A 20,735-nucleotide genomic window follows, 5' to 3' on the forward strand; every position below is an offset into this window, starting at 1 on the left:
GTCGCGCTCAGCCGTCCTTGGTGTGCGCGCCGTCCTTGGTGTGCGCGCCCTGGTAGTCGTTGGTGAGGATGACGATCACGCCGGGGCTGGAGCCCTTGATGCCGTCGAAGCGCTCCTGCGCCTGCATGCCGAACGCCGCGGCCAGGGCCTTCGCGGCGGTTTCTTCGTCGGTGCCCGGGGTATAGTACGCGGTCGTCGTCGGGATGATGCCGGAGGAGTAGGGGGCCACCTGGGTGACGTTCCAGCCGTCCGCGCGGAACTCGTCGGCGGCGCGAGCGGCCAGGCCCTGAATGGTGCCGTTGTTGTAGACCCGCACCGGAACCCACTTCGCGTCGGTCTGCCCTGGCTTCGGGCCGGCGGGGCCGGGAGGCGGGGCGGGCGCCGGAGTCGTACCGGGCGGCGGAGGGGCGGGAGCGGTGCTGCCGGTGCTCACCGAAGGAGCGGGCGGCGGTGGCGCGCTGCCCGGCCCCGGCCCCGGCGCGGCACTGGCCGAAGTGGACGGTGCCGCGTTCTGGGTCTGCCCGCCGCCGCTGGTCGCGGTGACCACGCCGATCACGCCTGCCACGAGTCCGACACCGATCAGCACCACACCGGCCAGGCGGGTCGGCCGGGAAAGTCCCTGCAAGAAGCTCATCGTCCCTCGATCCCCAGCCGCCGCGCCACCCGCTTGCGCGCTCGCGCCGACCGCGTCTTGCGCAGCCGCTTGACCAGCATCGGATCGGCGCGCAGGGCTTCGGGCTTTTCGAGCAACTGGTTCAGTAACTGGTAGTAACGGGTGGGGGACACACCGAACTGGTCGCGGATGGCGTTCTCCTTGGCGCCGGCGTAACGCCACCACTGACGTTCGAAGGCCAGGATCGCTCGCTCGCGGTCAGAGAGCCCGCCAGCCTGGCTGGGCTCGTCCCCACCGCCCAGGCTCTCCGCGGCTTCCATCCGACTCCCTCAGTTGGCCGAACCACACCGTGGTTATTTCCGCGGCCGCCATTCAACCATGCGGCCGGGCGGCCGTGGGGGGATCACGGCCCGGCGCGTCACGCCGCTCGGCTCGGTACGATCGCGGGTTGTGACGATTCACCCCATCCTCATCGCCGGTGATCCCGTGCTGCACAACCCGACCCGGGAAGTCGACCGGTTCGATGACGAGTTACGCACGCTCACCGACGACATGTTCGAGACGATGTACGCGGCGGAGGGCGTCGGGCTCGCGGCGAACCAGATCGGTGTCGCGCTGCGCGTGTTCGTCTACGACTGCCCCGACGACGAGGGCAACCGGTTCAAGGGACTGGTGGTGAACCCGAAGCTGGAGACCTCGGAGGTCCCGGAAACGATGCCGGACCCGGACGACGACTGGGAGGGCTGCCTGTCGGCGCCGGGCGAGTCCTTCCCCACGGGCCGGGCCGCGTGGGCCAAGGTCGCCGGCTTCGACCTCGACGGGAACCCGATCGAAGTGGAAGGCACCGGCTACTTCGCCCGCTGCCTCCAGCACGAGACGGATCACCTGGACGGCTACCTGTACCTGGACCGGCTCGTCGGGCGGCACGCGCGCGAGGCGAAACGGATGCTGAAAAAGAACAAATGGGGCGTTCCGGGACTGTCGTGGCTTCCCGAACCCTCCGCGGAGGACGAGAGCGGGTAGCGAAGTCCGCGTTTTCGCCCAGCGTGAACGGACGGGCCACACCGGGTACATCGAGCGCACACTGGGTTGTAACGGTGTAAGCAAGGTGTGGGCACTTGTCCCAGCGGGGTGCGGGGCCGTGTCCCACCGAGCACGGGGTGGTGGCTCATGGATTCCGAAGCGCTCGACGCCTACTCGCTGGCCGTGACCACCGTGGCGGCCGAGATGACCCCGCACGTGGCGAGCGTGCGGCTCGCCCGCGGTGGCGGCTCGGCGGTGGTGTTCGCCGACGACGGGCACCTCATCACCAACGCGCACGTGGTCGGCCGCGACCGGCGGGGCACGGCGACGTTTTCCGACGGCACCGAACGGTCTTTCGCCGTGGTGGGCACCGATCCGCTGTCCGACCTCGCCGTCCTGGCCACCGAAGGTGACGCGCCCGGCGCGGCCCGGCTCGGCGACGCCGACAAGCTCGTCGTCGGGCAACTCGTGGTCGCGGTCGGCAGCCCGCTCGGGCTCGCGGGGTCCGTCACGGCCGGTGTGGTGAGCGCGCTCGGCCGGTCGCTGCCGGTGCGGACCGGCAACGCGGGCCGTGTGATCGAGAACGTGATCCAGACCGACGCCGCGCTGAACCCGGGCAACTCGGGCGGCGCGCTGGCCGACTCCGCCGGACGCGTGGTGGGCGTCAACACCGCCGTGGCCGGGTTCGGGCTCGGTCTGGCCGTGCCGGTCAACGCGACCACGCGCCGGATCATCGACACGCTGCTCGTCGAAGGCCGGGTTCGCCGGGCTTACCTCGGGGTGGTCGGGGTGCCCGCACCGCTGCCCGACGAGGTGGCCGAACACACCGGTCAGCGGGCCGGGTTGCGGGTGGTCGAAGTGGTGCCCGGCGGTCCGGCGCAGCAGGCCGGGCTGCACGCGGGCGACCTCATTCTCACCGTCGGGCGGGCGCGGGTGGCCGACGCCCAGGACATCCAGCGGCAACTGTTCGGCGAGGTGATCGGAACCCGGTTGCCGGTGACCGTGCTGCGCAACGGCGCGATGGTCGACGTCATCGCCAACCCCGCCGAACTGGCCGCTTGACAGCTCCGAACGCCGCGGACATCCTTGCCTCAGGCGTTGATCCGCCGCCCAACCTCCTTCGGTTCTCCCCGGCAGGGCCGCTCGGTGGAGGCAAAGGGGAGCACATCCTCGGATCGTTGTCATCCGCCTGTCACGGGCTCGTTCGCCGGGGGTCGAGTCGCGTGATGCCGAGGGCCTGAGATGACAGCGAACAAGAACTTCAAGCGGCGTGTCCGCGAGCGCGCCCGCCGCACCGGTGAGTCTTACACGGCTGCTCTCAGCCACCTTCGGCGTTTGCACAGCGAGGAGAAGCTGATGCGGCCGGACGAATGGCAGCGCATCGAAAAGACCGATTTCGGCTACGCCGTCCTGATTCCGCAGGGCTGGGCCGAGCGACCACCAGATCTGAAGAACAGTCCGTGGGAGACGGCCCGCTTCATCGACCCGTCCGACCGGCGGCACTCCATGACGGTCTTCCGTAGTCCCACGCGAGCGAACAGAACCGCTCAGGAGGCGGCCGAGCGGGTCCGGCCCGCACTGGAGTCGTCCGGTTTCACCGACTTCGAACTCTCGGGGTCCACGCTCGCCGAGCGGCCGGCCGTGCTGATGAAGTGCGCACGGCACGACGCGGGACGGGTTTGGACGATCCACGAGTACATCGCGGTCGTGGACATGGCGGTCTTCTGCCTCGTCTGCGGCTCGATCGTCGTCGACGAGGACGCCCCCCTCTTCGAAGCCCTGGTCGACGGCTTCGAACTGACCGGGTAGCTCGTTCACCCACACGCGCCTCAGGAGCACCATCTAATGGAAGCAAGGTGTGTTTACTACGGATGATCCGTAGTAAACACACCTTGCTCCGATACGGGGCAGCGGGTGTTGGCGGTGGGCCAGTCCGGGTGTGGTTGTGATCGGCTGCACTTGAGGTCCGTGCTCAGGCATGGCATGGTCGGTGGACAAGTCAAAACGCGGGAGCTCGCGCCTTGGCGGGCTGAGAGGGTGGCTGGTGTCCGTTCGGACCAGGTGCCACCGACCGCCGAACCTGACCGGGTAATGCCGGCGTAGGGAGTGATTTTTCGTGACCACACTGGAAAACGACGTTCAGCCGAGCGTGACCACCGGGCCGATCACCGGTTCGGTCAAGGTGTATCACGAGACAGAGTCCGGCCTGCGGGTTCCCGCCCGCCGCGTGGCACTGTCCAATGGCGGCCATTTCGACATCTACGACACCTCCGGGCCCTACACCGACCCGGACGTGAACATTGACGTCCACAGTGGACTGTTTCCGCTCCGGGCGGACTGGGCGGAAGGGCGTGGGCACAACACCCAGCTCGGCTGGGCCAAGGCGGGCGTGATCACCCGGGAGATGGAGTTCGTGGCCGCGCGTGAGCGGGTCAGCCCGGAGTTCGTCCGCGACGAGGTGGCGCGCGGTCGTGCCGTGATCCCGGTCAACCGCAGGCATCCGGAGAGCGAGCCCGCGATCATCGGGAAGAACTTCCTGGTGAAGGTCAACGCGAACATGGGCAACTCGTCCGTGTGGTCCTCGGTCGAGGAAGAGGTGGACAAGATGGTGTGGGCGGCCCGCTGGGGCGCGGACACCATCATGGACCTCTCGACCGGGAAGCGTATTCACGAGACTCGCGAGTGGATCCTGCGCAACTCGCCCGTGCCGGTCGGCACGGTGCCGATCTACCAGGCGCTGGAAAAGGTCGGCGGTGAGCCGGAAAAGCTGTCCTGGGAGGCTTACCGGGACACCGTGATCGAGCAGTGCGAACAAGGCGTGGACTACATGACCGTGCACGCCGGGGTCCTGCTGCGGTACGTTCCGCTGACCGCCAAGCGCGTGACCGGGATCGTCTCGCGTGGCGGCTCGATCATGGCGGCCTGGTGCCTGGCGCACCACCGGGAATCGTTCCTCTACACGCATTTCGAGGAACTCTGCGAAATTCTGCATGCCTACGATGTCACCTTCTCCCTCGGCGACGGCCTGCGTCCCGGTTCCATCGCCGACGCCAACGACCGAGCCCAGTTCGCCGAGTTGGAGACCCTGGGCGAACTGACGCACATCGCGCGGAGCCATGACGTGCAGGTGATGATCGAGGGTCCCGGCCACGTGCCGATGCACAAGATCAAGGAGAACGTGGAGCTGGAGGAGAAGCTCTGCGGCGAGGCGCCGTTCTACACGCTGGGCCCACTCGCCACCGACATCGCCCCGGCGTACGACCACATCACCTCCGCCATCGGCGCCGCGCAGATCGGCTGGTACGGCACGGCGATGTTGTGCTACGTCACCCCGAAGGAGCACCTCGGCCTGCCGAACCGGGAAGACGTGAAGACCGGCGTGATCACCTACAAGATCGCCGCGCACAGCGCCGATCTCGCAAAGGGGCACCAGTACGCGCAGGAATGGGACGACGAACTTTCCAAGGCGCGCTTCGAATTCCGCTGGAACGACCAGTTCAACCTCGCGCTCGACCCGGACACGGCCCGGTCGTTCCACGACGAGACGCTGCCCGCCGAACCCGCGAAGACCGCGCACTTCTGTTCCATGTGCGGGCCGAAGTTCTGCTCCATGCGGATCACGCAGGACGTCCGCAGGTACGCCGAAGAGCACGGATTGTCCACAGTGGATGCCATCGAAGCCGGGATGCGCGAGAAGTCCGAGGAGTTCGGCGAGCACGGCAACCGCGTGTACCTGCCGATCGCCGACGGGCAGGACGCTTCGTGAACGCGACCCCGCGCACCGCACTGACCATCGCCGGCTCCGATTCCGGTGGCGGCGCGGGCATTCAGGCCGATCTGCGCACCTTCTTCGCCTGCGGGGTGCACGGGATGACCGCCGTCACCGCGGTCACCGTGCAGAACTCGCTGGGCGTGGAGGGTTTCACCGAGATCCCGGCGGACGTGGTCGCCGCGCAGATCAAGGCCGTCGCGGGTGACATGGGCGTGGACGCGGCGAAAACCGGGATGCTGGCGACCGCGGACATCATCCTGGAGGTGTCGAAGACCCTCGACGAAGCCGACATCGGACGCGACGCGCACAGTCCGCTGGTGGTCGATCCGGTCGCCGCCTCGATGCACGGGGATCCGCTCCTGCGTGAGGAGGCGCTCGAAGCGATTCGCACCGAACTCTTCCCGCGCGCCACGGTGGTCACGCCGAATCTCGACGAGGTCCGGCTGCTCACCGGCCTCGAGGTGACCGACCGGGACAGCCAGCGCCGCGCTGCCGACGCCCTGCTGGAGTTCGGGCCCCGGTGGGTCCTGGTCAAGGGCGGTCACCTCTACGACGACCCGGAGTGCGTGGACCTGCTCTCGGACGGAGTGCAGTACCTCGAACTGTCCGGCCGCCGCTACGAAACACCGCACACGCACGGCGGCGGCGACACCTTCGCGGCCGCCATCACGGCGTCGCTCGCCCTTGCGCTCGGCGTCCCCGACGCGGTGGCCGAAGGCAAGCGGTTCATCGAACGTTCGGTGGCCGAGTCCTACCCGCTCGGCGGGGGCGTCGGCCCGGTCTCGCCGTTCTGGAGGCTGGACCGAGGATGAGGGCCCGGGCTCCCGCCGAGACGATCCGGGCGCGCGAGTGCCGAAGGCTTCGCGCGGGGAAAGAGTTCTGACGCGGCAACGCGGTCGACCCGGTGGGACGTCCACCGGGTCGACCGCGCGAACGTGCCGATCAGCTCCGTGCCCCCTCGGGCTTCGGGATTCCAACGCAGGGGAAGCGGTCGGAGTCGTACACCCGTTCTTTGGTGGGGCCGCACAACTCCATGCTCCCGACGATGTCGGCATCGTCCGCGATGTGGAAACCGACAACGCCTATCAGGGTCTCACCGGCCTTGACGTCGGTCCGGGTGATGCCCACCGCGGACCAGGTCCGGGAGCGCCACGTGTTGTCGGCGATTTCCCCTTCGAGCCCGGTGGCCGGGTTCGCCTTGCGGAAGCAGAAATCGGGGGTGCCGGTCGAGTACTCGTCGCAGGTCCCCTTTCCGAGCTTGAACTTGGCCTGCAGGAAATCGAGCCTGGCCCCTCGCACGCCACGGTCGGCCAGTTCGCCGGTCACGGCGACGTAGACGGCGAGGTAGTGCTCGCCCGGCTGGGCCGACTTTCCGGCCAGTTCCGGGGTCCACACCACGTCGATGGGCTTCACCTGAATCCCCACCGGCGCGCCTGGTTCCGTGGTGACGAGAGCCTGGCCGGGGAAGTCGGGGAACGCCGTGTATTTCGGACCGGACTTGCTCGTGGCCGGGTTTCCGGGCGCTGGATCGCCGGTGCCCGTCGAGGCGTTGCCACCTCCCGCGCACGCGCTGACCAGTACCGCGAGGCCCGCGATGACCGCGGGCAGTGAACGTGTTGCCATGTAAGGTCCTCCGTCGCGACGATCGCCGGTCAGCTCCGGGAGCCTTCCGGCTTCGGGACCGGAACACACGGGAAACCAGCCGTGTCGACCGAGTCCTCCTTGGTCGGCCCGCACAGCTGGATGCCGTCGATGTTCTCGCTGTCCGCGATGCCGAAGCCGACAACGCCGATCGCGGTCTCGCCCCGGTCGAGATCGTCGCCCAGGGTGGAGTCCGCCTGCCAGTCCTGGTCGCGCCAGGTGTGATCAGCGACTCCGGTCTTGAGGTCAGTGGCGGGGTATGCCTCACGGAAGCAGTACTGGGGGACCTTGCCTGGCGAGTACGAGTCGCAGCTCTTCCGGGCCGTGTTGTCGTAACGGAGCCGCAGATACTTGATCTTGGCCTTCGGTACGCCGCGATCGGCAAGCTGGCCGGTTACGGCCACATAAACCGCGACGTAGTGCGTTCCTCCCTTGGCCGGCACACCGGCCAGTTCGGGGGCCCAGACCGCGTCGACGGGCTTGACCTTTATGCCCAGGTCCAAACCCGGTTCCGTGGTGACGAGGGCCTGGCCGGGGAAGTCGGCGAACTGGGTGTGTTTCGGGCCCGGCTGGGCCGTGACCGACGTACCGGACGCCGGATCACCTCCGTTCGTCGCGTTGTTGCCACCGCCGGAACACGCGGTGACCAGCAGGGCAATGCCCGCGACAAGCGCGGGCACGAGCCGAGTCGACATGTGATGCCCCTCAGTCGGATCAGTGTGACATTCCAGTACTGACTGTCACTGCGACGCGGTAGGGACCGAAACCGTTCCCCGGAAACGGGGTTTCCGCGTCGCGGGATCGTGCCGATAGGAGAGACTGGCTCCCATGACCGACGCGAGCCCGCCGACCGCACTCACCATCGCCGGCTCGGACTCCGGGGGCGCGGCGGGCCTCCAGGCCGACCTGCGAACGTTTCTGACCTGCGGTGTGCACGGTCTCGTCGCGGTCACCGCGGTGACCGTGCAGAACACCCTCGGGGTGCACGATCGCGCGGACCTGCCCCCGCGGATCGTGGCCGGGCAGATCGAAGCGGTGGCCGCGGACATGGGCGTCGGCGCGGCGAAAACCGGCATGCTCGCCTCCGCCGAGATCATCACCGCGGTCTGCCAGGCCTGTGACCGGGCCGGGATCGGGCGGGACGGGGAGGTGCCCTTCGTCGTCGATCCGGTGGCCGCGTCGATGCACGGGCATCCGCTCTTCGACGAGGATGGCCTCGCCGCGCTACGAGACCTGCTCCTGCCTCGCGCCACCGTGCTCACGCCGAACCTCGACGAGGTGCGGCTGCTCACCGGCCTCACCGTCACCGACCGCGAACTGATGCGGAAGGCCGCGGTCGCCCTGCACGCGCTCGGCCCGCGCTATGTGCTGGTGAAAAGCGGCCACCTCACCGAAGACCCCGAGTGCGTCGATCTGCTCTACGACGGCGAGGATTTCCTCGAACTGCCGGGCAAGCGAGTGTCCACTCCGCACACGCACGGCGCCGGCGACACGATGGCCTCGGCGCTGACCGCCGGGCTGGCGCGCGGGATGACGGTGCCCGAGGCCGCGCGCTTCGGCAAGTGGTTCGTCGCGAACGCGGTGACGCACTCCTATCGCATGGGCGCCAAGGTGGGTCCGGTCTCGGCTTTCTGGCGCCTGGCAACGGAAGATCGCCCCGCGAACGGCTGAGCGTGCCACCGCCTCGACGGTTACACCACCGTCTTCGACGTAGTCGGCGCGCCGGAACTATTCGACGAGAAGGGCTTCGAGTGCGGGCAAGGCGGCCCCGAGCGCGTCACGGTAGCTCTCGGGAAGCCGTTCGATGCGGCGGTTCAACTCATGTACCCGTGTCGACCGCACACCGAGCAGCGTGCGTTCGCCTTCCTCGGTCGCCGTCGCGAGCCACGCCCGCCGATCGACCGGATCGGGCTCGCGGGTGGCGTAACCGGCGTCGACCAGCGACGCCACGATCCTCGACATGGTGGCCGCGGCGACACCTTCCTTCGCGGCGAGATCGCCCAGCCGCATCGGCCCGAGTGCGACGAGGGTGGCCAGCGCGGAGACCGCCCCGTGGCCGGGGCCCGGGCTGCCCGCCTGCCGTAGCGCCCTGGACAACCTGCCGACGGCCAGGTACAGCCGTCCCGCGACGTCTCCGGTTGACGACTCGTCCACCTTCGAGCTCCTTCTTTCTTCGGACGCCGCCGCGTGGCGGGCCGGGCGGGTGTCCGGCGCGAGGAGATGGTCCCCCGACCAGGGTGCGGATCACCATACGTGTTCCGCGGGACGAACCTCGGGAAGGTCGTCAGCGCGGCGGGCTCGACGCCTGTGCCCAGAAACGCTGAGGGACCCGGCCGGCGCCCCTGGCCAGCCATCCCGCGTGAACGGCCGCGCGCATCGCGGCCGCCATCCGCTCCGGGTCCTGCGCGCGGGTGACCGCGGTCGACAACAGCACCCCTTCGCAGCCCAGCTCCATGGCGAGCGCGGCGTCGGAGGCGGTACCGATGCCCGCGTCGAGGATGATCGGCACGCCGGCCCTGGCCACGATGAGCTCGATGTTGTGCGGGTTGCGGATGCCGAGCCCGGTACCGATCGGCGCGCCCAGCGGCATGACCGCGGCGCATCCGGCCTCCTCCAGCCGCAGGGCGAGCACCGGGTCGTCGTTGGTGTAGGCGAGCACGGTGAACCCGTCGGCGACGAGTTGTTCCGCCGCGTCGAGGGTTTCGATCGGGTCCGGCAGGAGCGTGCGGTCGTCGGCGTGGACTTCGAGCTTGATCAGATCGGTGTCGAGCGCCTCGCGGGCGAGGCGCGCGGTGAGGACGGCCTCGGCCGCGCTGCGGCAGCCCGCGGTGTTGGGCAGTAACCGGATTCCCAAGCGCCGCAACAGTTCCAGCACCCCCGAGCCGCCCTCGGTGTCGGCGCGCCGCATGGCCACAGTGGTCAGTTCCGTCCCCGACGCGACCAGAGCCCGTTCCAGCACCGAGAGGTTCGCCGCGCCACCGGTACCGATGATCAGGCGTGAGGACAGTTTGTGCTCACCGATCGCGAGCGTTTCGTCGAGCATGTGTTTCACCCACCTTGCACCGCGGTCAGGATCTCCAACTTCGCGCCCGGTGGCACGACCACCTCGGCCCACGCGCTCCGCCGGACGACCTCACCGTCCAGCGCGACCGCGACACCACGCGCGGTGGCACCGACGCTCTCCAGCAACCGGGCGACCGTGGTCCCTTCCGGGACGGTCCGCCAGTCCCCGTTGACCTGAACTTCCACTTCACTGCCCTTCGTCACGGTGGCGATCGAGCCGCGCGGGCTCCGCGGCTTCGACCCCCTCGGGTGGCTTCTCACCGGCCAAGAACGCTACGACGGCGTCGGCGGTGACCGGCGCCATCAGCAGCCCGTTCCGGTGGTGACCGGTGGCGGCGAGCACGCCGGGAGCGAGTTCACCGATGAACGGCATGGTGTCCACGCTCGCCGCGCGTAACCCCGCCGCGGTCTCCACCAACTCGAACTCGGCGATGCCGGGAAAGATCCGTTCGGCGCTGTCGAGCAGCTCGCGCACGCCGCCGGCGGTCACGCTCTCGTCGAAACCGGCCTCGTACTGGGTCGCGCCCAGCACGAGTTCGCCACCCGCGCGGGGCACGAGGTAGACCGGCCGTCCCTCCACGACCGCGCGGACGGTACGCGAGGGCGGGGGCAAACTCGTCCGGCGCGCTCGCAATCGGAGGATCTCGCCCTTCAACGGCCGCACCGCACCGGCGAGCGCCGGGTGGAGGCGCCCGCTGTGCGCACCCGCCGCGACGACGACCACGTCACACTCCACCGTGCCCGAACCGGTCGTGACCACGCCGGACTCGATGGCTTCCGCCTTTCGCTCCACGAACTCCACGCCGTGCCGCGCGGCCGCGGCGTGCAGCGAGCGCAGCAGCTTCCGGTTGTCCACGGCCAAATCGCCGGGTACGAGCAGACCGCCCCGGACCGCCCCGGCGAGGCCGGGCTCGACGGCCCGCAGGCGCCTGCTGGTGATCTGCTCGACGGTTCGTCCCACCGAGGCGAGATAGTCGGCCAGAACGGTGAGCTGACCCGCGTCACCGCGGTCGAGGGCCACCACGACCGTCCCTTCGGTGGACAGCCCGGGATCCCCGCCGTCGGTGGCGAGCGCCCGCGCGAACTCCGGCCACCGGCGCAGCGATTCCTCGCCGAGGCGCAGCGATTCCTCCTCACCCGGCCAGGCTTCGGTGACCGGCGCCAACATGCCGCCCGCGACCCAGGACGCCCCGTATCCGGGGCGGGGATCGACGACCGTCACCGGATGCCCGGCGGCAGCGGCCCGCCAGGCCACGGACAGGCCGATCACCCCGCCACCGACGACGGCGACCTTCCGCCGGGCGGCAACGGCCCCGGCACGGCTGGTGCTGGACAAGAGAATCACGCTCCCTGCGCCGGCATGATCCGGATCAGGTTCCACGGTCGGAGCGGCTCCGGCTCCCTCTCAGCCCGTGCCCCGGGCTCCCGTGCGGACCTTTCCAGCATACTCGCTGAACATAAGGCCAAACGCGAGGTTGCCGCATTGGTGGGGTGGACGCACCCGCGAAGCTACGGGGACGGGGAGGCAGGTCGCCGTACCGCGCAACTGGCGCCCCACGGGGATCTCACGACCTGGCCACCCGTCCACGTGCGCGCGTTCTCAATAAGGCAAGCTGGAGAAACTATGCCTGGTCTTGACGGTGAGCAGCTCCGGAAACGGCTTTCCTCGGCACAGTTGTACCTGTGCACCGACGCGCGCCGGGACCGGGGCGATCTCGCCGCGTTCGCGGACGCCGCGCTGTCCGGCGGTGTGGACATCATTCAGTTGCGGGACAAGGCCGACGGTGTGCCGCTCGAGGCGAAACAGGAGCTCGCGGCACTCGAAACGCTCGCCGAGGCATGCGCGCGGCACGGTGCGCTGCTCGCCGTGAACGACCGCGCGGATGTGGCACTGGCGGTCGACGCCGACGTCCTGCATCTGGGCCAGGACGACCTGCCGGTCAGCGTGGCCCGCCGGATCCTCGGGGACGGACCGTTGATCGGCCGCTCCACCCACGCGACCGAGGAGGCCCGGACGGCGGCGGACGAGCCCGGTGTGGACTACTTCTGCACCGGCCCGTGCTGGCCGACTCCGACGAAGCCCGGCCGTCCCGCACCGGGCCTGGACCTGGTGCGGGAGGCGGCGGGCTTCGGCACGTCCCGGCCGTGGTTCGCGATCGGCGGGATCGACGAAGCCCGGTTGCCGGAGGTCCTCGCGGCGGGCGCGGAGCGCGTGGTCGTCGTGCGCGCCATCACGCAGGCGGAGGACCCGGAGGCCGCGGCTCGCGCGATCCGTCGACGGCTTGCCGAGTGACGGGCTTCACTTCCGCATGTGCCGTCCCCAACAGCGTTCGGTCGAGTGACCGAACGGCAGGTACCCGGGGTGGGCGTCGAGGTCGTTGGGCTTGTTGTCCAGACCTCTTCCCGTTCGAGCGGAAATGTCCGTCCGGCCGGCGAAATCGGAGTTTCGAGCTTCCTCAGGCCGCGTGCTGGTAGGACGGGTAGGTCAGGTAACCCGCGTCGCCCCCTTGGTAGAAGGTCGCCTCGTCGACCGGAGCGATCGGCAGCCCGGTGCGCAGGCGCTCGACGAGGTCCGGATTGGCGAGAAAGCCGCGGCCGAAGCTGATGAGGTCGGCGCCCAGCCCGAGCCAGTGGTCGGCTTCGGCACGGCCGGCCTGTTTCGGCCCCATCGGCAGCGTCGGGTTCACCATGAAGGTGCCCGGCCACGCGCGGCGCAACTCGACGAGGATTTCCTCGTCGATGGTCGCTTCGAAGTGCACGTAGGCGATCTCGAGGCGGGCCAACTCCGCCAGCAGCGCCTGGTAGAGCTCGGGCGCATCGGTTTCCTCGACGCCCCAGAACGTCGCTCCCGGAGAAAGACGAATGCCGGTCCTGGCCGCACCGATGGCCTCGACGGTCGCGGAGACGGCTTCGACGGCGAACCGGACCCGGTTGGCCACCGACCCGCCGTAGCGGTCCGTGCGCAGATTGGCGTTGGACGAAAGGAACTGCGAAATCAGGTAGCCGTTGGCACCATGCAGTTCGACCCCGTCGAAGCCGGCGTCGATGGCCCGGCGCGCGGCCAGGGCGTAGGACTCGGCCTGCTCAGGAACTTCGCTGGTGTCCAGCGCGCGCGGGGTCGGCGCGGACTGGGGACCGCTCGGAGTGAACACTTCGCCGACCGCCGCCACCGCCGAGGGCCCGACGGGCACCGTGCCGGTGGTCTCGGGATGCGAAACCCGGCCGCCGTGCATGATCTGCGCGAAGATCCGGCCGCCGTTGGTGTGCACCGCGGCGGTCACCGGGCGCCACGAGGCGACCTGCTCGTCGGTGTGCAGTCCGGGCGTGCCAGGGTTCGACTGCCCGATCAGGCTCGGCTGCACACCCTCGCTCACGATCAGGCCCGCCGTCGCTCGCTGGGCGTAGTAGGTCGCCATCGACGGCGTCGCCAGACCTCCGGCGGCCGCCCGGACCCGTGTCATCGGGGCCATCACCGTCCGGTTGGGCAAGGTCAGTTCGCCAAGCCGATAACTGTCGAACAGGGTCGTCACGTCAGGCTCCTTCGTAGTTCGTGACGCCCGGAAAGCGGGCGCATGCGTTACGCTAAAACCTGACATTGACGTCAGATGCAAGAGTTATGTCACGGGTCACAGCGGGAGGACGACGTGCGGATCGGGGAACTCGCCTCACAGGCCGGGGTCAGCGTCCGGTCATTGCGCTACTACGAAGAGCAGGGGCTGCTGACCAGCACGCGCAGCGCGAGCGGGCAGCGGCACTACCAGGAAGACGACGTCGAGCGGGTCAGGTTCCTCCAGCGCTTGTACACCGCCGGGCTGTCGAGCCGCACCATCGCCGAACTGCTGCCGTGCGTCGATTCACCCAGCGAGGAGACCAGCGACGCGGCATTGGCACGGATGGCGCAGGAGCGCGAACGGCTTTCCGAACACATCGACGACCTCATGCGCACCCGGGACGCTCTCGACGGCCTCATGGCCGGCGCCCGGGCGCATCGCGAGGGTCTGCGGGTCAGCGACTCGACGGAGGCGCACTCGATGGCGCACTGACGGACGACGATGGCGGGCTCGTCGTCGAGGTCGCGGGAGAAGACCCTGGGGAGACCGTCGTCGTGGTGCTGGTCTCGGTCGTCGTCGTGCTGACAGGTGGAGAACTGCCGGCCGGTTCCCGGGTGACGGTCGCCGGAGATGACGGGGCCGTGGCCGGCGCGGAGGGTGGTGGGCCCTGGATGAGCTGGCCGACCGTGGTGCCCGTGCCCCCCGAGACGGCATGTCCGGTGAGCGCCTCGAACCCGGTGATCGCCAGGATGCCGACCGCGAACGCGACCACGCTGAGCCCGGCGGCCAGCATCCAGCGACTCGCCCCCCAGGGCTTCTTCGGCCGCACCGCGCCCGACGGAGACGACACCGCCGTCGGATCGCCCGTCGACGGTGAAAGGAAAACCGTGGGCTCCTCGCTCGACGCCCCGCCCTGGCCCGGCCGCGGCAGGTACACGGTCTCGTCGTCAGGGCGCGGGGCGTCCGGCCGGACAAGCGGGTTCGGAGGCGGGGGTGGTGGCTCCAGCAGCCGAGTCTCCTGGCGGAGCCGGGTATCCGGGCCCGCCAGGATCATCCTGGTCTTGCGGGCGGCCTCCCGCGTTCTTCGCAACGACCGCAGGTAGACCTCGCTACCGATCGTGGTGATCACGCTCGCTACACCCGCTCCGGCGATCGTTCCGGCGACGCCGAGCGTCGACCCCAGGAACGCCGCGGTGACCGCCGCCAGCGCCGAGGCGCACACCTGCGCCGGTTTGAGGCCCTTCTCTTTGGAGTTTTCGGCTTTCTGAACCATGGTTCCGTTCTGCTCGCGCACTTTTACCAATCCGACCTCACGCACGTTCAACGGGGTAACCCGCCGGATAACTTCCTATTCCGGCGGATTCGTGAGCATTGCCACTCAATTGTCCACAATAGACACACGAACGAAGGGACTACCTGGTGGCGCGCAGGTGGGTCGGCGGTGAGGCGACTCCGCAATGCAGGCTCTCGGCCGGTCGCGCGGCCGGCGGAGTGGGCTCTTTTCGCTTACCGAGAACGTCGTTCCGCACACCGGATCCCAGCAGTCCGCCGATGATCGCCAAAACCGCGCAGACGAGCAACGAAACGCGCCATCCGGCGGTCAGCGCGGCCGGGTCGGCGTACGACTCACCGGTCAGCCCGGCGATGGCGGGCAACACCGCGATGGCCAGCAGGCCGCCCGCCCGTGCGATCGCGTTGTTCACCCCGGAGGCGACCCCGGCGTTCCGGTCCGGCGCGGCCGCCAGCACGGTGGCGGTCACCGGCGCCACCACCGTCACCAGACCCAGCCCGAACACGATTACGGCGGGCAGGACCACGCCGACGTAGGACGCGCCGGGGGCGATGCGCAGCATGAGCAGCATCCCGCCGGCGATGAGGAGCGGCCCGATCACGAGTTGTGTGCGCGGTCCGACCCGCTGCGCCAGCGCGCCGGACCGGCTGGAGCCCACCAGCATGATCACGGTCACCGGGAGGCTGGCCAGCCCCGCGACGAGAGGCGAGTAGCCCAGCGAGACCTGCAACTGCAGCACCAGCAACCAGAACACGCTGCCCAGCGCCGCGTAGACGACGAAGGTCAGCCCGTTGGCCAGGGTGAAACTCCGGTTGCCGAACAGCGACGGCGGCACCAACGGGTCGGCCGAAGTGAACTGTGACCGCACGAACGCGGCCATCCCCGCCACACCGAGCACCGCGCTGACCAGCACCACCGGACTGGCGGCGCCTTGCGCGGGGGCTTCCACGAGCGCGGCGGTGATCCCGGCGAGGCCAAGGGCGCCGAGCGCGGCCGCCCGGACATCCGGCCGCTGCCCCTCCCGCTGGTCACACGATTCCGGGACATACCGGCGGGTGAAGAACACGCAGGCCGCCGCGATGGGCACGTTGATCAGGAACGCCAGGCGCCAGGACCACACCTGGACCAGCAGACCGCCCACCAGCGGACCGACCGCCGCCGCGAGTCCGCCGAACCCGGACCAGGCGCCGATCGCGCGGGCGCGGTCCTCACGGGCGAACGCCGTCTCCAGGATGGCCAGCGAGCCCGGTGTCAGCAGCGCTCCACCGACGCCCTGCAGCACCCGGGTCGCCACCAGCATCGACGTCGACACGGCCAAGCCGGACAGCACCGAGGCCACGCCGAACCAGACCACGCCGATCGTGAACACCCGCCGCCGCCCGTAACGGTCGCCGAGCGACCCGGCGATCAGGATGAGCGAAGCCAGCGCGAGCAGATAGCCGTCGAGAATCCACTGCAGTCCGGCCACCGAAGCACCGAGTTCGGTGCCGATGCGGGGCAGCGCGACGTTGACGATCGTCCCGTCGAGCATGGCCATCCCCGAGCCGAGGATGGTCGCGACGAGCACGCCGTGTGCCTGGCCACTGCCCCACCGGACGGTCATGGCCTGGTCAGTGTGGTAACAAATTTATAACGATCTCCACGATAGATCGAGCGCACGTACTCCACCGGCTTCCCGTCCGTGGCGAACGAGTGCCGCGACAGCAGCAGCATCGGCATCCCGACATCGGCACCGAGCAGGTCGGCCTCCTGCGGCCCGGCCAGCGCGGTCTCGATGGTCTCCTCGGCTCGCTCCATCTCTACACCGTATTGGTCGTGCAGGGCCTCGTACAGGGATCCACCTGCGGAAACCGTCCTGCGCAGCCCTCGGAAGCGCGCGAGCGGGAGATGCGTGGTCTCCAGCGCCATCGGCTCGTTGTCGGCGAGCCGCAGCCGGCGCATCCGCAGCACCTTGGCGCCGGTCCGGATGCCCAGCAGTTTGGCCAGGTCGTGCTCACTCGGGAACTCGTCGATCTCGAGCAGCTTCGACGACGGCTCACGGCCCTGCGCCTTCATATCCTCGGTGTAGGAGGACAACTGGAGCCGCTGGGCCAGCTTCGGCTCGGCGGCGAAGGTGCCCTTGCCCTGGACCCGGTGCAACCGCCCCTCGGCGGTGAGGTCGGCGAGCGCCTGCCGGACCGTCGTCCTCGACACGGCGAACTCGGTCGCCAGTGAGCGCTCGGTGGGGATGGGAGCGCCCGGGGGCAGAGCGTCGAGGAGGTCCAGGAGATGCTGCTTCAACGCCCAGAACTTCGGCTCGCGCTGACCGCGCGTGATCGTGTCCACCATGACTCACTCCTCCTCGAACCCACACACCCAGTGCAGCAAGAAACTACCCTTTTCGCATGCTGGCCTGCTCGGGGTAGCGTTGGTCTAGACCTATGAAGGGATGTCGATGGCTTCGCCCGGACAGCACATGGCCGCCGAGATCGCCGAACAGCCCGCCGTGCTGGCCGGGTTGGTGGCTCGCCGCACGGAGTTCGCCGAGGTGGCGAAGGTGATCGCGCGACGACCGCCCCGGTTCTCGTTGCTGGCCGCCCGCGGCTCCAGCGACCATGCCGCGTTGTACGCGAAGTACCTGATCGAGGTACTCCTCGGACTACCGGCCGGGCTAGTCTCGCCGTCGACCGTCACACTCTACGGTGCGCGTCCCGATCTCCGTGATGTGCTGCTGATTTCGGTGAGCCAGAGCGGCGGTTCACCCGATCTGGTCGAGTTCACCGAGACCGCGCGCGAACAGGGCGCGCTGACCGTGGCGGTGACCAACACCCCGGGCTCACCGCTGGACCAGGCGGCCGAACTGACCGCGCACCTCGGTGCCGGCCCCGAGCGGGCCGTCGCCGCGACCAAGACCTATTCGGCCACCCTGCTCGCCCTGTATCTGCTCCTCGACGCCGTCCGGGGCGGCGACGGCCGCGACGCCGCCGGACTGGGCGAACTCGCCGAGCAGGCGCTGGAGGCCTCCGTGCAGCGCGCCGTCGACCGTTACCGGTTCGTCGACCGGGTCATCACCACGGGCCGGGGCTACTCCTACGCGACCGCACTCGAATCCGCGCTCAAACTCGCCGAGACCAGTTACGTCGCGGCCCGTGCCTACAGCGGTGCGGACCTGCTGCACGGTCCGGTCGCCGCGATCGACGAGGACACCGCGGTCCTCGCGATCACCGGCTCCGGCCGGGGTGGCGAGGCCATGCGGCACGTGCTCACCGCGGTCTCGGAGCGCGGCGCCGACGTGCTCGCCCTGGGCTCGGCGAGCGAGCAGGTGCCCGCTTCGGTGCGTTTGCCGGTGCCTTCGGTCCCCGAAGAGCTGGCGCCGGTCCTGGAGGTGTTGCCGGTGCAGAACCTGGCCCTCGGCCTCGCCCTGGCCCGCGGCGGCGACCCCGACCGGCCCCGCGGGCTGCTCAAGGTGACGAAGACGCGATGACGGTGGAGTTCGGAGATCCGGTGCCGGCGCGGCAGGGCTTCGTCGTCGGCGTCGACGCGGGGGGCTCCTCGACGCGTGCGCTGGCCGTCGCAGGCGACGGGGCCGTACTCGGCCGCGGCGGTGCGGGTGGCGCCAACCCGAACTCCCATCCGGTGGAACTCGCCGCGGCACGAATCGGTGAAGCGATCACGGCCGCGGTCACGGCGGCCGGCATCGAACCCCAGGCAGCAAACGCTTGCGTCATCGGGATGGCGGGGAGCAGCAAGCTGACCGACCCCACCGTGGCCGCTCTGTTCGACGACACGTGGCGAACGCTCGGGCTCCCCCGGGTCCTGGTGCTCTCCGATGCGGAAGTCGCCTTCGCCTCGGCCACGTCCGCCCCGGACGGCACCGTGCTGGTGGCGGGCACGGGCTCGATCGCGGGCCGCATCCGGCACCACCGCATGGTGGCCACCTCCGGTGGCTACGGCTGGCTGCTCGGCGACGAAGGTTCGGCGTTCTGGCTGGGACGGGAAGCGGTCCGGCGAACACTCGACGAACTCAGCGGCGGGAAGGATCTCGGCGCGCTGTCGAGGTCGGTGCTGGCCGAAACCGGGGTCGATCCCGGCGACCGGCTTCAGGCTTGGCGTGGGCTCATCACCGTCGCCAACAGCGAGCCACCGATCCGGCTGGCCCGCTTCGCCCCGCTGGCCACCGCCGCACCGGACGGTGACCCGATCGTGGAACGCGCGGCCACTCTCCTGGTGGACCTGGCGATGGCGACCCGTGACCAGGGCGAATCGACGCCGGTGGTGCTGTGCGGCAGCGTGCTTGCCGGACCGGTCGGCGCGAGGGTGCGGGAAAAGCTCGCCGGGCACGAGGTCCACACCAGCGCCGACGGGGTGATCGGCGCGGCCTGGCTGGCGGCCGTGGAGGCGTTCGGACGGAAGGCCGTACGCCCGGAAGCAAAAGATTTGATGAACTGACCGCCCGCTGGACTGTCCGGTTCGGTGCCCCTCGCGTACCGTGGAACGTGGCCCCCGGACCTCCCCCTCGCCGGGGGCCGTCTTATGCCCGCGGTCGTCCAGTCCACCGCCGCGGTGGTGGCGCCTTCGCGCCCGAATCCCGGCACCGCCCACAGTGGACAGCCGGCACCGGTTCGGGTGCTTTTGGTAAACCTGCGCCTACGTACTGTCGGGAGAACATATCCGGCACCCGGACGGGCGAGATATTTGCCACACGATCGGGGCTATCACCGGTAATGGTGATGCGCGACCAACCGATTGAAGAAGAAACTATGTCTTTCCATCCACCGGGTCGTGAACCGCCGGTGGCGTAGGTCGGGATGACCGGAGCACCCTCGCGTGTTGCACTGGGCATTCAGGCTGGCGAAAGGGGACCGCGGCGTGTATGGCTACGAAAGCTACGTGGCATTGGGGGACAGCTTCACCGAAGGTCTCAACGACGCGCTTCCCGACGGCGCGTTCCGTGGCTGGGCCGACCGGCTCGCGGAGATCCTGGCGGCGGGAAGACCGGGCTTCCGGTACGCCAACCTCGCGCTGCGCGGGAAGATGCTCGCCGAGATCATCGCCGAGCAGGTCCCGATCGCCCTGGAGGTCCGGCCCGACCTGGTCACCCTGTGCGGCGGCGGCAACGACGTGATCGTGCCCGGCACCGACGTCGACGAGATCTGCCGGCAGATCGACGAGGTCGTCGCGCGACTGCGCGGCGCGGGCATCGAGGTCGTGCTGTTCAACGGTCCGGACCCGAAGGTGCTGTCGGTGGTGAACGTGCTCCGCGGCAAGATCGGGATCTACAACGCGAACCTGTGGGCCATCGCGCACCGCCACGGCGCCAAGGTGGTCGATCTGTGGGCCATGGACGTGTTGCGCGACCACCGTGCCTGGAGCGACGACCGGCTGCACTTCACCTCCGAGGCGCACCGGCGGATCGCGCTGCGCACGGCCGAAGTGCTGGAGGTACCGACCTCCGAGGACTGGCGCGAGCCGTGGCCCGTCCTCGAGAACCACGACAACTGGATCGCCTCGCGCCGCTCGGATCTGGCGTGGACCAGGGCCCATCTGCTCCCCTGGATCAGCCGCCACCTCCGCGGCCAGTCGATGGGTGACGGCCTCGCCCCCAAGCGCCCCGAACTCTCCCCGCTCACGCCGCTGCCCGCACCCCCAGCCGAGGACCGCGCCACCGCGACCTGACCCGCCGGCCCGGCGCCCTGGTTTGTCGAGGAAGGAGTGTTTGCTCGGCCGGAGGCGGCGACGGTGGCCGCCCACCGCGTTGATCGTCCGCCGGAGGCCGCTGCACGCGGCCGGGCACGCTTTTCG

At 69.7% G+C, this 20,735-nt stretch carries 23 protein-coding genes and 1 riboswitch; of the genes, 11 read left to right on the plus strand and 12 right to left on the minus strand.

Features of this window, described 5'->3' with window-relative positions; translation table 11 throughout:
• Positions 1-7: 7 nt before the first annotated feature.
• Both ACFSXZ_RS14080 and ACFSXZ_RS14085 read right to left on the minus strand, forming a co-directional pair.
• Complete coding sequence (locus ACFSXZ_RS14080; RefSeq protein WP_378265227.1) at positions 8-634, minus strand: LytR C-terminal domain-containing protein; 627 nt, start codon at positions 632-634, stop codon at positions 8-10.
• Positions 631-933 (minus strand): DUF3263 domain-containing protein, encoded by a 303-nt coding sequence (locus tag ACFSXZ_RS14085; RefSeq protein WP_378265229.1) that lies wholly within the window; start codon positions 931-933, stop codon positions 631-633. Before ACFSXZ_RS14085 ends, ACFSXZ_RS14080 begins: the two co-directional genes overlap by 4 nt.
• Before the next feature lie 130 nt (positions 934-1,063).
• Here ACFSXZ_RS14085 and ACFSXZ_RS14090 point away from each other — a divergent pair, with 130 nt between their 5' ends.
• The 5 genes from ACFSXZ_RS14090 to thiD (ACFSXZ_RS14110) all read left to right on the plus strand — a co-directional run bounded on the left by ACFSXZ_RS14090 (position 1,064) and on the right by thiD (ACFSXZ_RS14110) (position 6,220).
• Entirely contained in the window at positions 1,064-1,636 is a 573-nt protein-coding gene (locus ACFSXZ_RS14090) for a peptide deformylase (protein WP_378265231.1), read from the plus strand.
• A gap of 147 nt (positions 1,637-1,783) precedes the next feature.
• Positions 1,784-2,698, plus strand: coding sequence for a S1C family serine protease (locus tag ACFSXZ_RS14095; protein WP_378265233.1), 915 nt, complete (start codon positions 1,784-1,786; stop codon positions 2,696-2,698).
• Between the two features lie 180 nt (positions 2,699-2,878).
• Positions 2,879-3,445, plus strand: a complete 567-nt coding sequence (locus ACFSXZ_RS14100; protein WP_378265235.1) for a hypothetical protein — start codon at positions 2,879-2,881, stop codon at positions 3,443-3,445.
• Positions 3,446-3,752: 307 nt separating this feature from the next.
• The gene (gene thiC, locus ACFSXZ_RS14105) at positions 3,753-5,402 is read left to right on the plus strand and encodes a phosphomethylpyrimidine synthase ThiC (RefSeq protein WP_378265237.1); all 1,650 of its coding nucleotides are present in this window, start codon (positions 3,753-3,755) and stop codon (positions 5,400-5,402) included.
• Positions 5,399-6,220, plus strand: coding sequence for a bifunctional hydroxymethylpyrimidine kinase/phosphomethylpyrimidine kinase (thiD, locus tag ACFSXZ_RS14110; protein WP_378265239.1), 822 nt, complete (start codon positions 5,399-5,401; stop codon positions 6,218-6,220). The genes thiC and thiD (ACFSXZ_RS14110) overlap by 4 nt, the downstream gene beginning before the upstream one ends.
• Before the next feature lie 130 nt (positions 6,221-6,350).
• On the opposite strand, the gene ACFSXZ_RS14115 is transcribed toward thiD (ACFSXZ_RS14110), so the two are convergent.
• Positions 6,351-7,031, minus strand: a complete 681-nt coding sequence (locus ACFSXZ_RS14115; protein ID WP_378265241.1) for a hypothetical protein — start codon at positions 7,029-7,031, stop codon at positions 6,351-6,353.
• Positions 7,032-7,060: 29 nt separating this feature from the next.
• A complete protein-coding gene (locus tag ACFSXZ_RS14120; protein WP_378265243.1) occupies positions 7,061-7,744 on the minus strand; it encodes a hypothetical protein in 684 nt (227 codons plus the stop codon).
• A 133-nt stretch (positions 7,745-7,877) separates the two neighbouring features.
• Here ACFSXZ_RS14120 and thiD (ACFSXZ_RS14125) point away from each other — a divergent pair, with 133 nt between their 5' ends.
• On the plus strand, positions 7,878-8,720 hold the full coding sequence (gene thiD / locus ACFSXZ_RS14125; RefSeq protein ID WP_378265245.1) for a bifunctional hydroxymethylpyrimidine kinase/phosphomethylpyrimidine kinase: 843 nt from the start codon (positions 7,878-7,880) through the stop codon (positions 8,718-8,720).
• Positions 8,721-8,777: 57 nt separating this feature from the next.
• Here the strand turns inward: thiD (ACFSXZ_RS14125) and ACFSXZ_RS14130 are convergent, their stop codons facing one another.
• The 4 genes from ACFSXZ_RS14130 to thiO all read right to left on the minus strand — a co-directional run bounded on the left by ACFSXZ_RS14130 (position 8,778) and on the right by thiO (position 11,448).
• Positions 8,778-9,203: a MarR family winged helix-turn-helix transcriptional regulator gene (locus ACFSXZ_RS14130; RefSeq protein WP_378265247.1), complete on the minus strand. Its 426-nt coding sequence runs from the start codon at positions 9,201-9,203 to the stop codon at positions 8,778-8,780.
• Between the two features lie 130 nt (positions 9,204-9,333).
• Positions 9,334-10,092 carry a thiazole synthase gene (gene thiG / locus ACFSXZ_RS14135; protein WP_378265249.1) on the minus strand — a complete coding sequence of 253 codons (759 nt, stop codon included), beginning with the start codon at positions 10,090-10,092 and terminating at the stop codon, positions 9,334-9,336.
• A 5-nt stretch (positions 10,093-10,097) separates the two neighbouring features.
• Entirely contained in the window at positions 10,098-10,298 is a 201-nt protein-coding gene (thiS, locus tag ACFSXZ_RS14140; protein WP_378266452.1) for a sulfur carrier protein ThiS, read from the minus strand.
• Between the two features lies 1 nt (position 10,299).
• On the minus strand, positions 10,300-11,448 hold the full coding sequence (gene thiO, locus ACFSXZ_RS14145) for a glycine oxidase ThiO (protein WP_378265251.1): 1,149 nt from the start codon (positions 11,446-11,448) through the stop codon (positions 10,300-10,302).
• A riboswitch (TPP riboswitch) is annotated at positions 11,443-11,551 on the minus strand. Its footprint overlaps the gene before it by 6 nt.
• A 185-nt stretch (positions 11,552-11,736) precedes the next feature.
• Between thiO and thiE the strand changes: the two genes are divergently transcribed.
• Positions 11,737-12,405 carry a thiamine phosphate synthase gene (gene thiE / locus ACFSXZ_RS14150; RefSeq protein WP_378265253.1) on the plus strand — a complete coding sequence of 223 codons (669 nt, stop codon included), beginning with the start codon at positions 11,737-11,739 and terminating at the stop codon, positions 12,403-12,405.
• Between the two features lie 163 nt (positions 12,406-12,568).
• Here thiE and ACFSXZ_RS14155 read toward each other — a convergent pair whose 3' ends face one another.
• Positions 12,569-13,642 (minus strand): alkene reductase, encoded by a 1,074-nt coding sequence (locus tag ACFSXZ_RS14155; protein WP_378265255.1) that lies wholly within the window; start codon positions 13,640-13,642, stop codon positions 12,569-12,571.
• Between the two features lie 114 nt (positions 13,643-13,756).
• On the opposite strand from ACFSXZ_RS14155, the gene ACFSXZ_RS14160 reads away from it, so the two are divergent.
• Entirely contained in the window at positions 13,757-14,155 is a 399-nt protein-coding gene (locus ACFSXZ_RS14160; RefSeq protein ID WP_378265257.1) for a MerR family transcriptional regulator, read from the plus strand.
• On the opposite strand, the gene ACFSXZ_RS14165 is transcribed toward ACFSXZ_RS14160, so the two are convergent.
• The 3 genes from ACFSXZ_RS14165 to ACFSXZ_RS14175 all read right to left on the minus strand — a co-directional run bounded on the left by ACFSXZ_RS14165 (position 14,118) and on the right by ACFSXZ_RS14175 (position 17,282).
• Entirely contained in the window at positions 14,118-14,936 is an 819-nt protein-coding gene (locus tag ACFSXZ_RS14165; RefSeq protein ID WP_378265259.1) for a hypothetical protein, read from the minus strand. The genes ACFSXZ_RS14160 and ACFSXZ_RS14165 overlap by 38 nt on opposite strands.
• A 139-nt stretch (positions 14,937-15,075) precedes the next feature.
• The gene (locus ACFSXZ_RS14170) at positions 15,076-16,557 is read right to left on the minus strand and encodes an MFS transporter (RefSeq protein WP_378265261.1); all 1,482 of its coding nucleotides are present in this window, start codon (positions 16,555-16,557) and stop codon (positions 15,076-15,078) included.
• Entirely contained in the window at positions 16,554-17,282 is a 729-nt protein-coding gene (locus tag ACFSXZ_RS14175; RefSeq protein ID WP_378265262.1) for a GntR family transcriptional regulator, read from the minus strand. Before ACFSXZ_RS14175 ends, ACFSXZ_RS14170 begins: the two co-directional genes overlap by 4 nt.
• A 100-nt stretch (positions 17,283-17,382) precedes the next feature.
• On the opposite strand from ACFSXZ_RS14175, the gene ACFSXZ_RS14180 reads away from it, so the two are divergent.
• The 3 genes from ACFSXZ_RS14180 to ACFSXZ_RS14190 all read left to right on the plus strand — a co-directional run bounded on the left by ACFSXZ_RS14180 (position 17,383) and on the right by ACFSXZ_RS14190 (position 20,609).
• The gene (locus ACFSXZ_RS14180; RefSeq protein ID WP_378265264.1) at positions 17,383-18,417 is read left to right on the plus strand and encodes an SIS domain-containing protein; all 1,035 of its coding nucleotides are present in this window, start codon (positions 17,383-17,385) and stop codon (positions 18,415-18,417) included.
• Entirely contained in the window at positions 18,414-19,382 is a 969-nt protein-coding gene (locus tag ACFSXZ_RS14185) for an N-acetylglucosamine kinase (RefSeq protein ID WP_378265266.1), read from the plus strand. Before ACFSXZ_RS14180 ends, ACFSXZ_RS14185 begins: the two co-directional genes overlap by 4 nt.
• A 420-nt stretch (positions 19,383-19,802) precedes the next feature.
• The gene (locus ACFSXZ_RS14190) at positions 19,803-20,609 is read left to right on the plus strand and encodes an SGNH/GDSL hydrolase family protein (protein ID WP_378265268.1); all 807 of its coding nucleotides are present in this window, start codon (positions 19,803-19,805) and stop codon (positions 20,607-20,609) included.
• Positions 20,610-20,735: the final 126 nt, after the last annotated feature.

The organism is Amycolatopsis pigmentata (assembly GCF_042684065.1).
In the GTDB taxonomy this organism is placed as follows: Bacteria; Actinomycetota; Actinomycetes; order Mycobacteriales; family Pseudonocardiaceae; genus Amycolatopsis_E; species Amycolatopsis_E pigmentata.

Coding starts and splice junctions, on each gene's coding strand:
- ACFSXZ_RS14080 (WP_378265227.1), bottom strand. CDS start 634: ATGAGCTTCTTGCAGGGACTTTCCCGGCCGACCCGCCTGGCCGGTGTG.
- ACFSXZ_RS14085 (WP_378265229.1), bottom strand. CDS start 933: ATGGAAGCCGCGGAGAGCCTGGGCGGTGGGGACGAGCCCAGCCAGGCT.
- ACFSXZ_RS14095 (WP_378265233.1), top strand. CDS start 1,784: ATGGATTCCGAAGCGCTCGACGCCTACTCGCTGGCCGTGACCACCGTG.
- ACFSXZ_RS14100 (WP_378265235.1), top strand. CDS start 2,879: ATGACAGCGAACAAGAACTTCAAGCGGCGTGTCCGCGAGCGCGCCCGC.
- ACFSXZ_RS14115 (WP_378265241.1), bottom strand. CDS start 7,031: ATGGCAACACGTTCACTGCCCGCGGTCATCGCGGGCCTCGCGGTACTG.
- ACFSXZ_RS14120 (WP_378265243.1), bottom strand. CDS start 7,744: ATGTCGACTCGGCTCGTGCCCGCGCTTGTCGCGGGCATTGCCCTGCTG.
- thiD (WP_378265245.1), top strand. CDS start 7,878: ATGACCGACGCGAGCCCGCCGACCGCACTCACCATCGCCGGCTCGGAC.
- thiG (WP_378265249.1), bottom strand. CDS start 10,092: ATGCTCGACGAAACGCTCGCGATCGGTGAGCACAAACTGTCCTCACGC.
- thiE (WP_378265253.1), top strand. CDS start 11,737: ATGCCTGGTCTTGACGGTGAGCAGCTCCGGAAACGGCTTTCCTCGGCA.
- ACFSXZ_RS14165 (WP_378265259.1), bottom strand. CDS start 14,936: ATGGTTCAGAAAGCCGAAAACTCCAAAGAGAAGGGCCTCAAACCGGCG.
- ACFSXZ_RS14170 (WP_378265261.1), bottom strand. CDS start 16,557: ATGACCGTCCGGTGGGGCAGTGGCCAGGCACACGGCGTGCTCGTCGCG.
- ACFSXZ_RS14175 (WP_378265262.1), bottom strand. CDS start 17,282: ATGGTGGACACGATCACGCGCGGTCAGCGCGAGCCGAAGTTCTGGGCG.
- ACFSXZ_RS14180 (WP_378265264.1), top strand. CDS start 17,383: ATGTCGATGGCTTCGCCCGGACAGCACATGGCCGCCGAGATCGCCGAA.
- ACFSXZ_RS14185 (WP_378265266.1), top strand. CDS start 18,414: ATGACGGTGGAGTTCGGAGATCCGGTGCCGGCGCGGCAGGGCTTCGTC.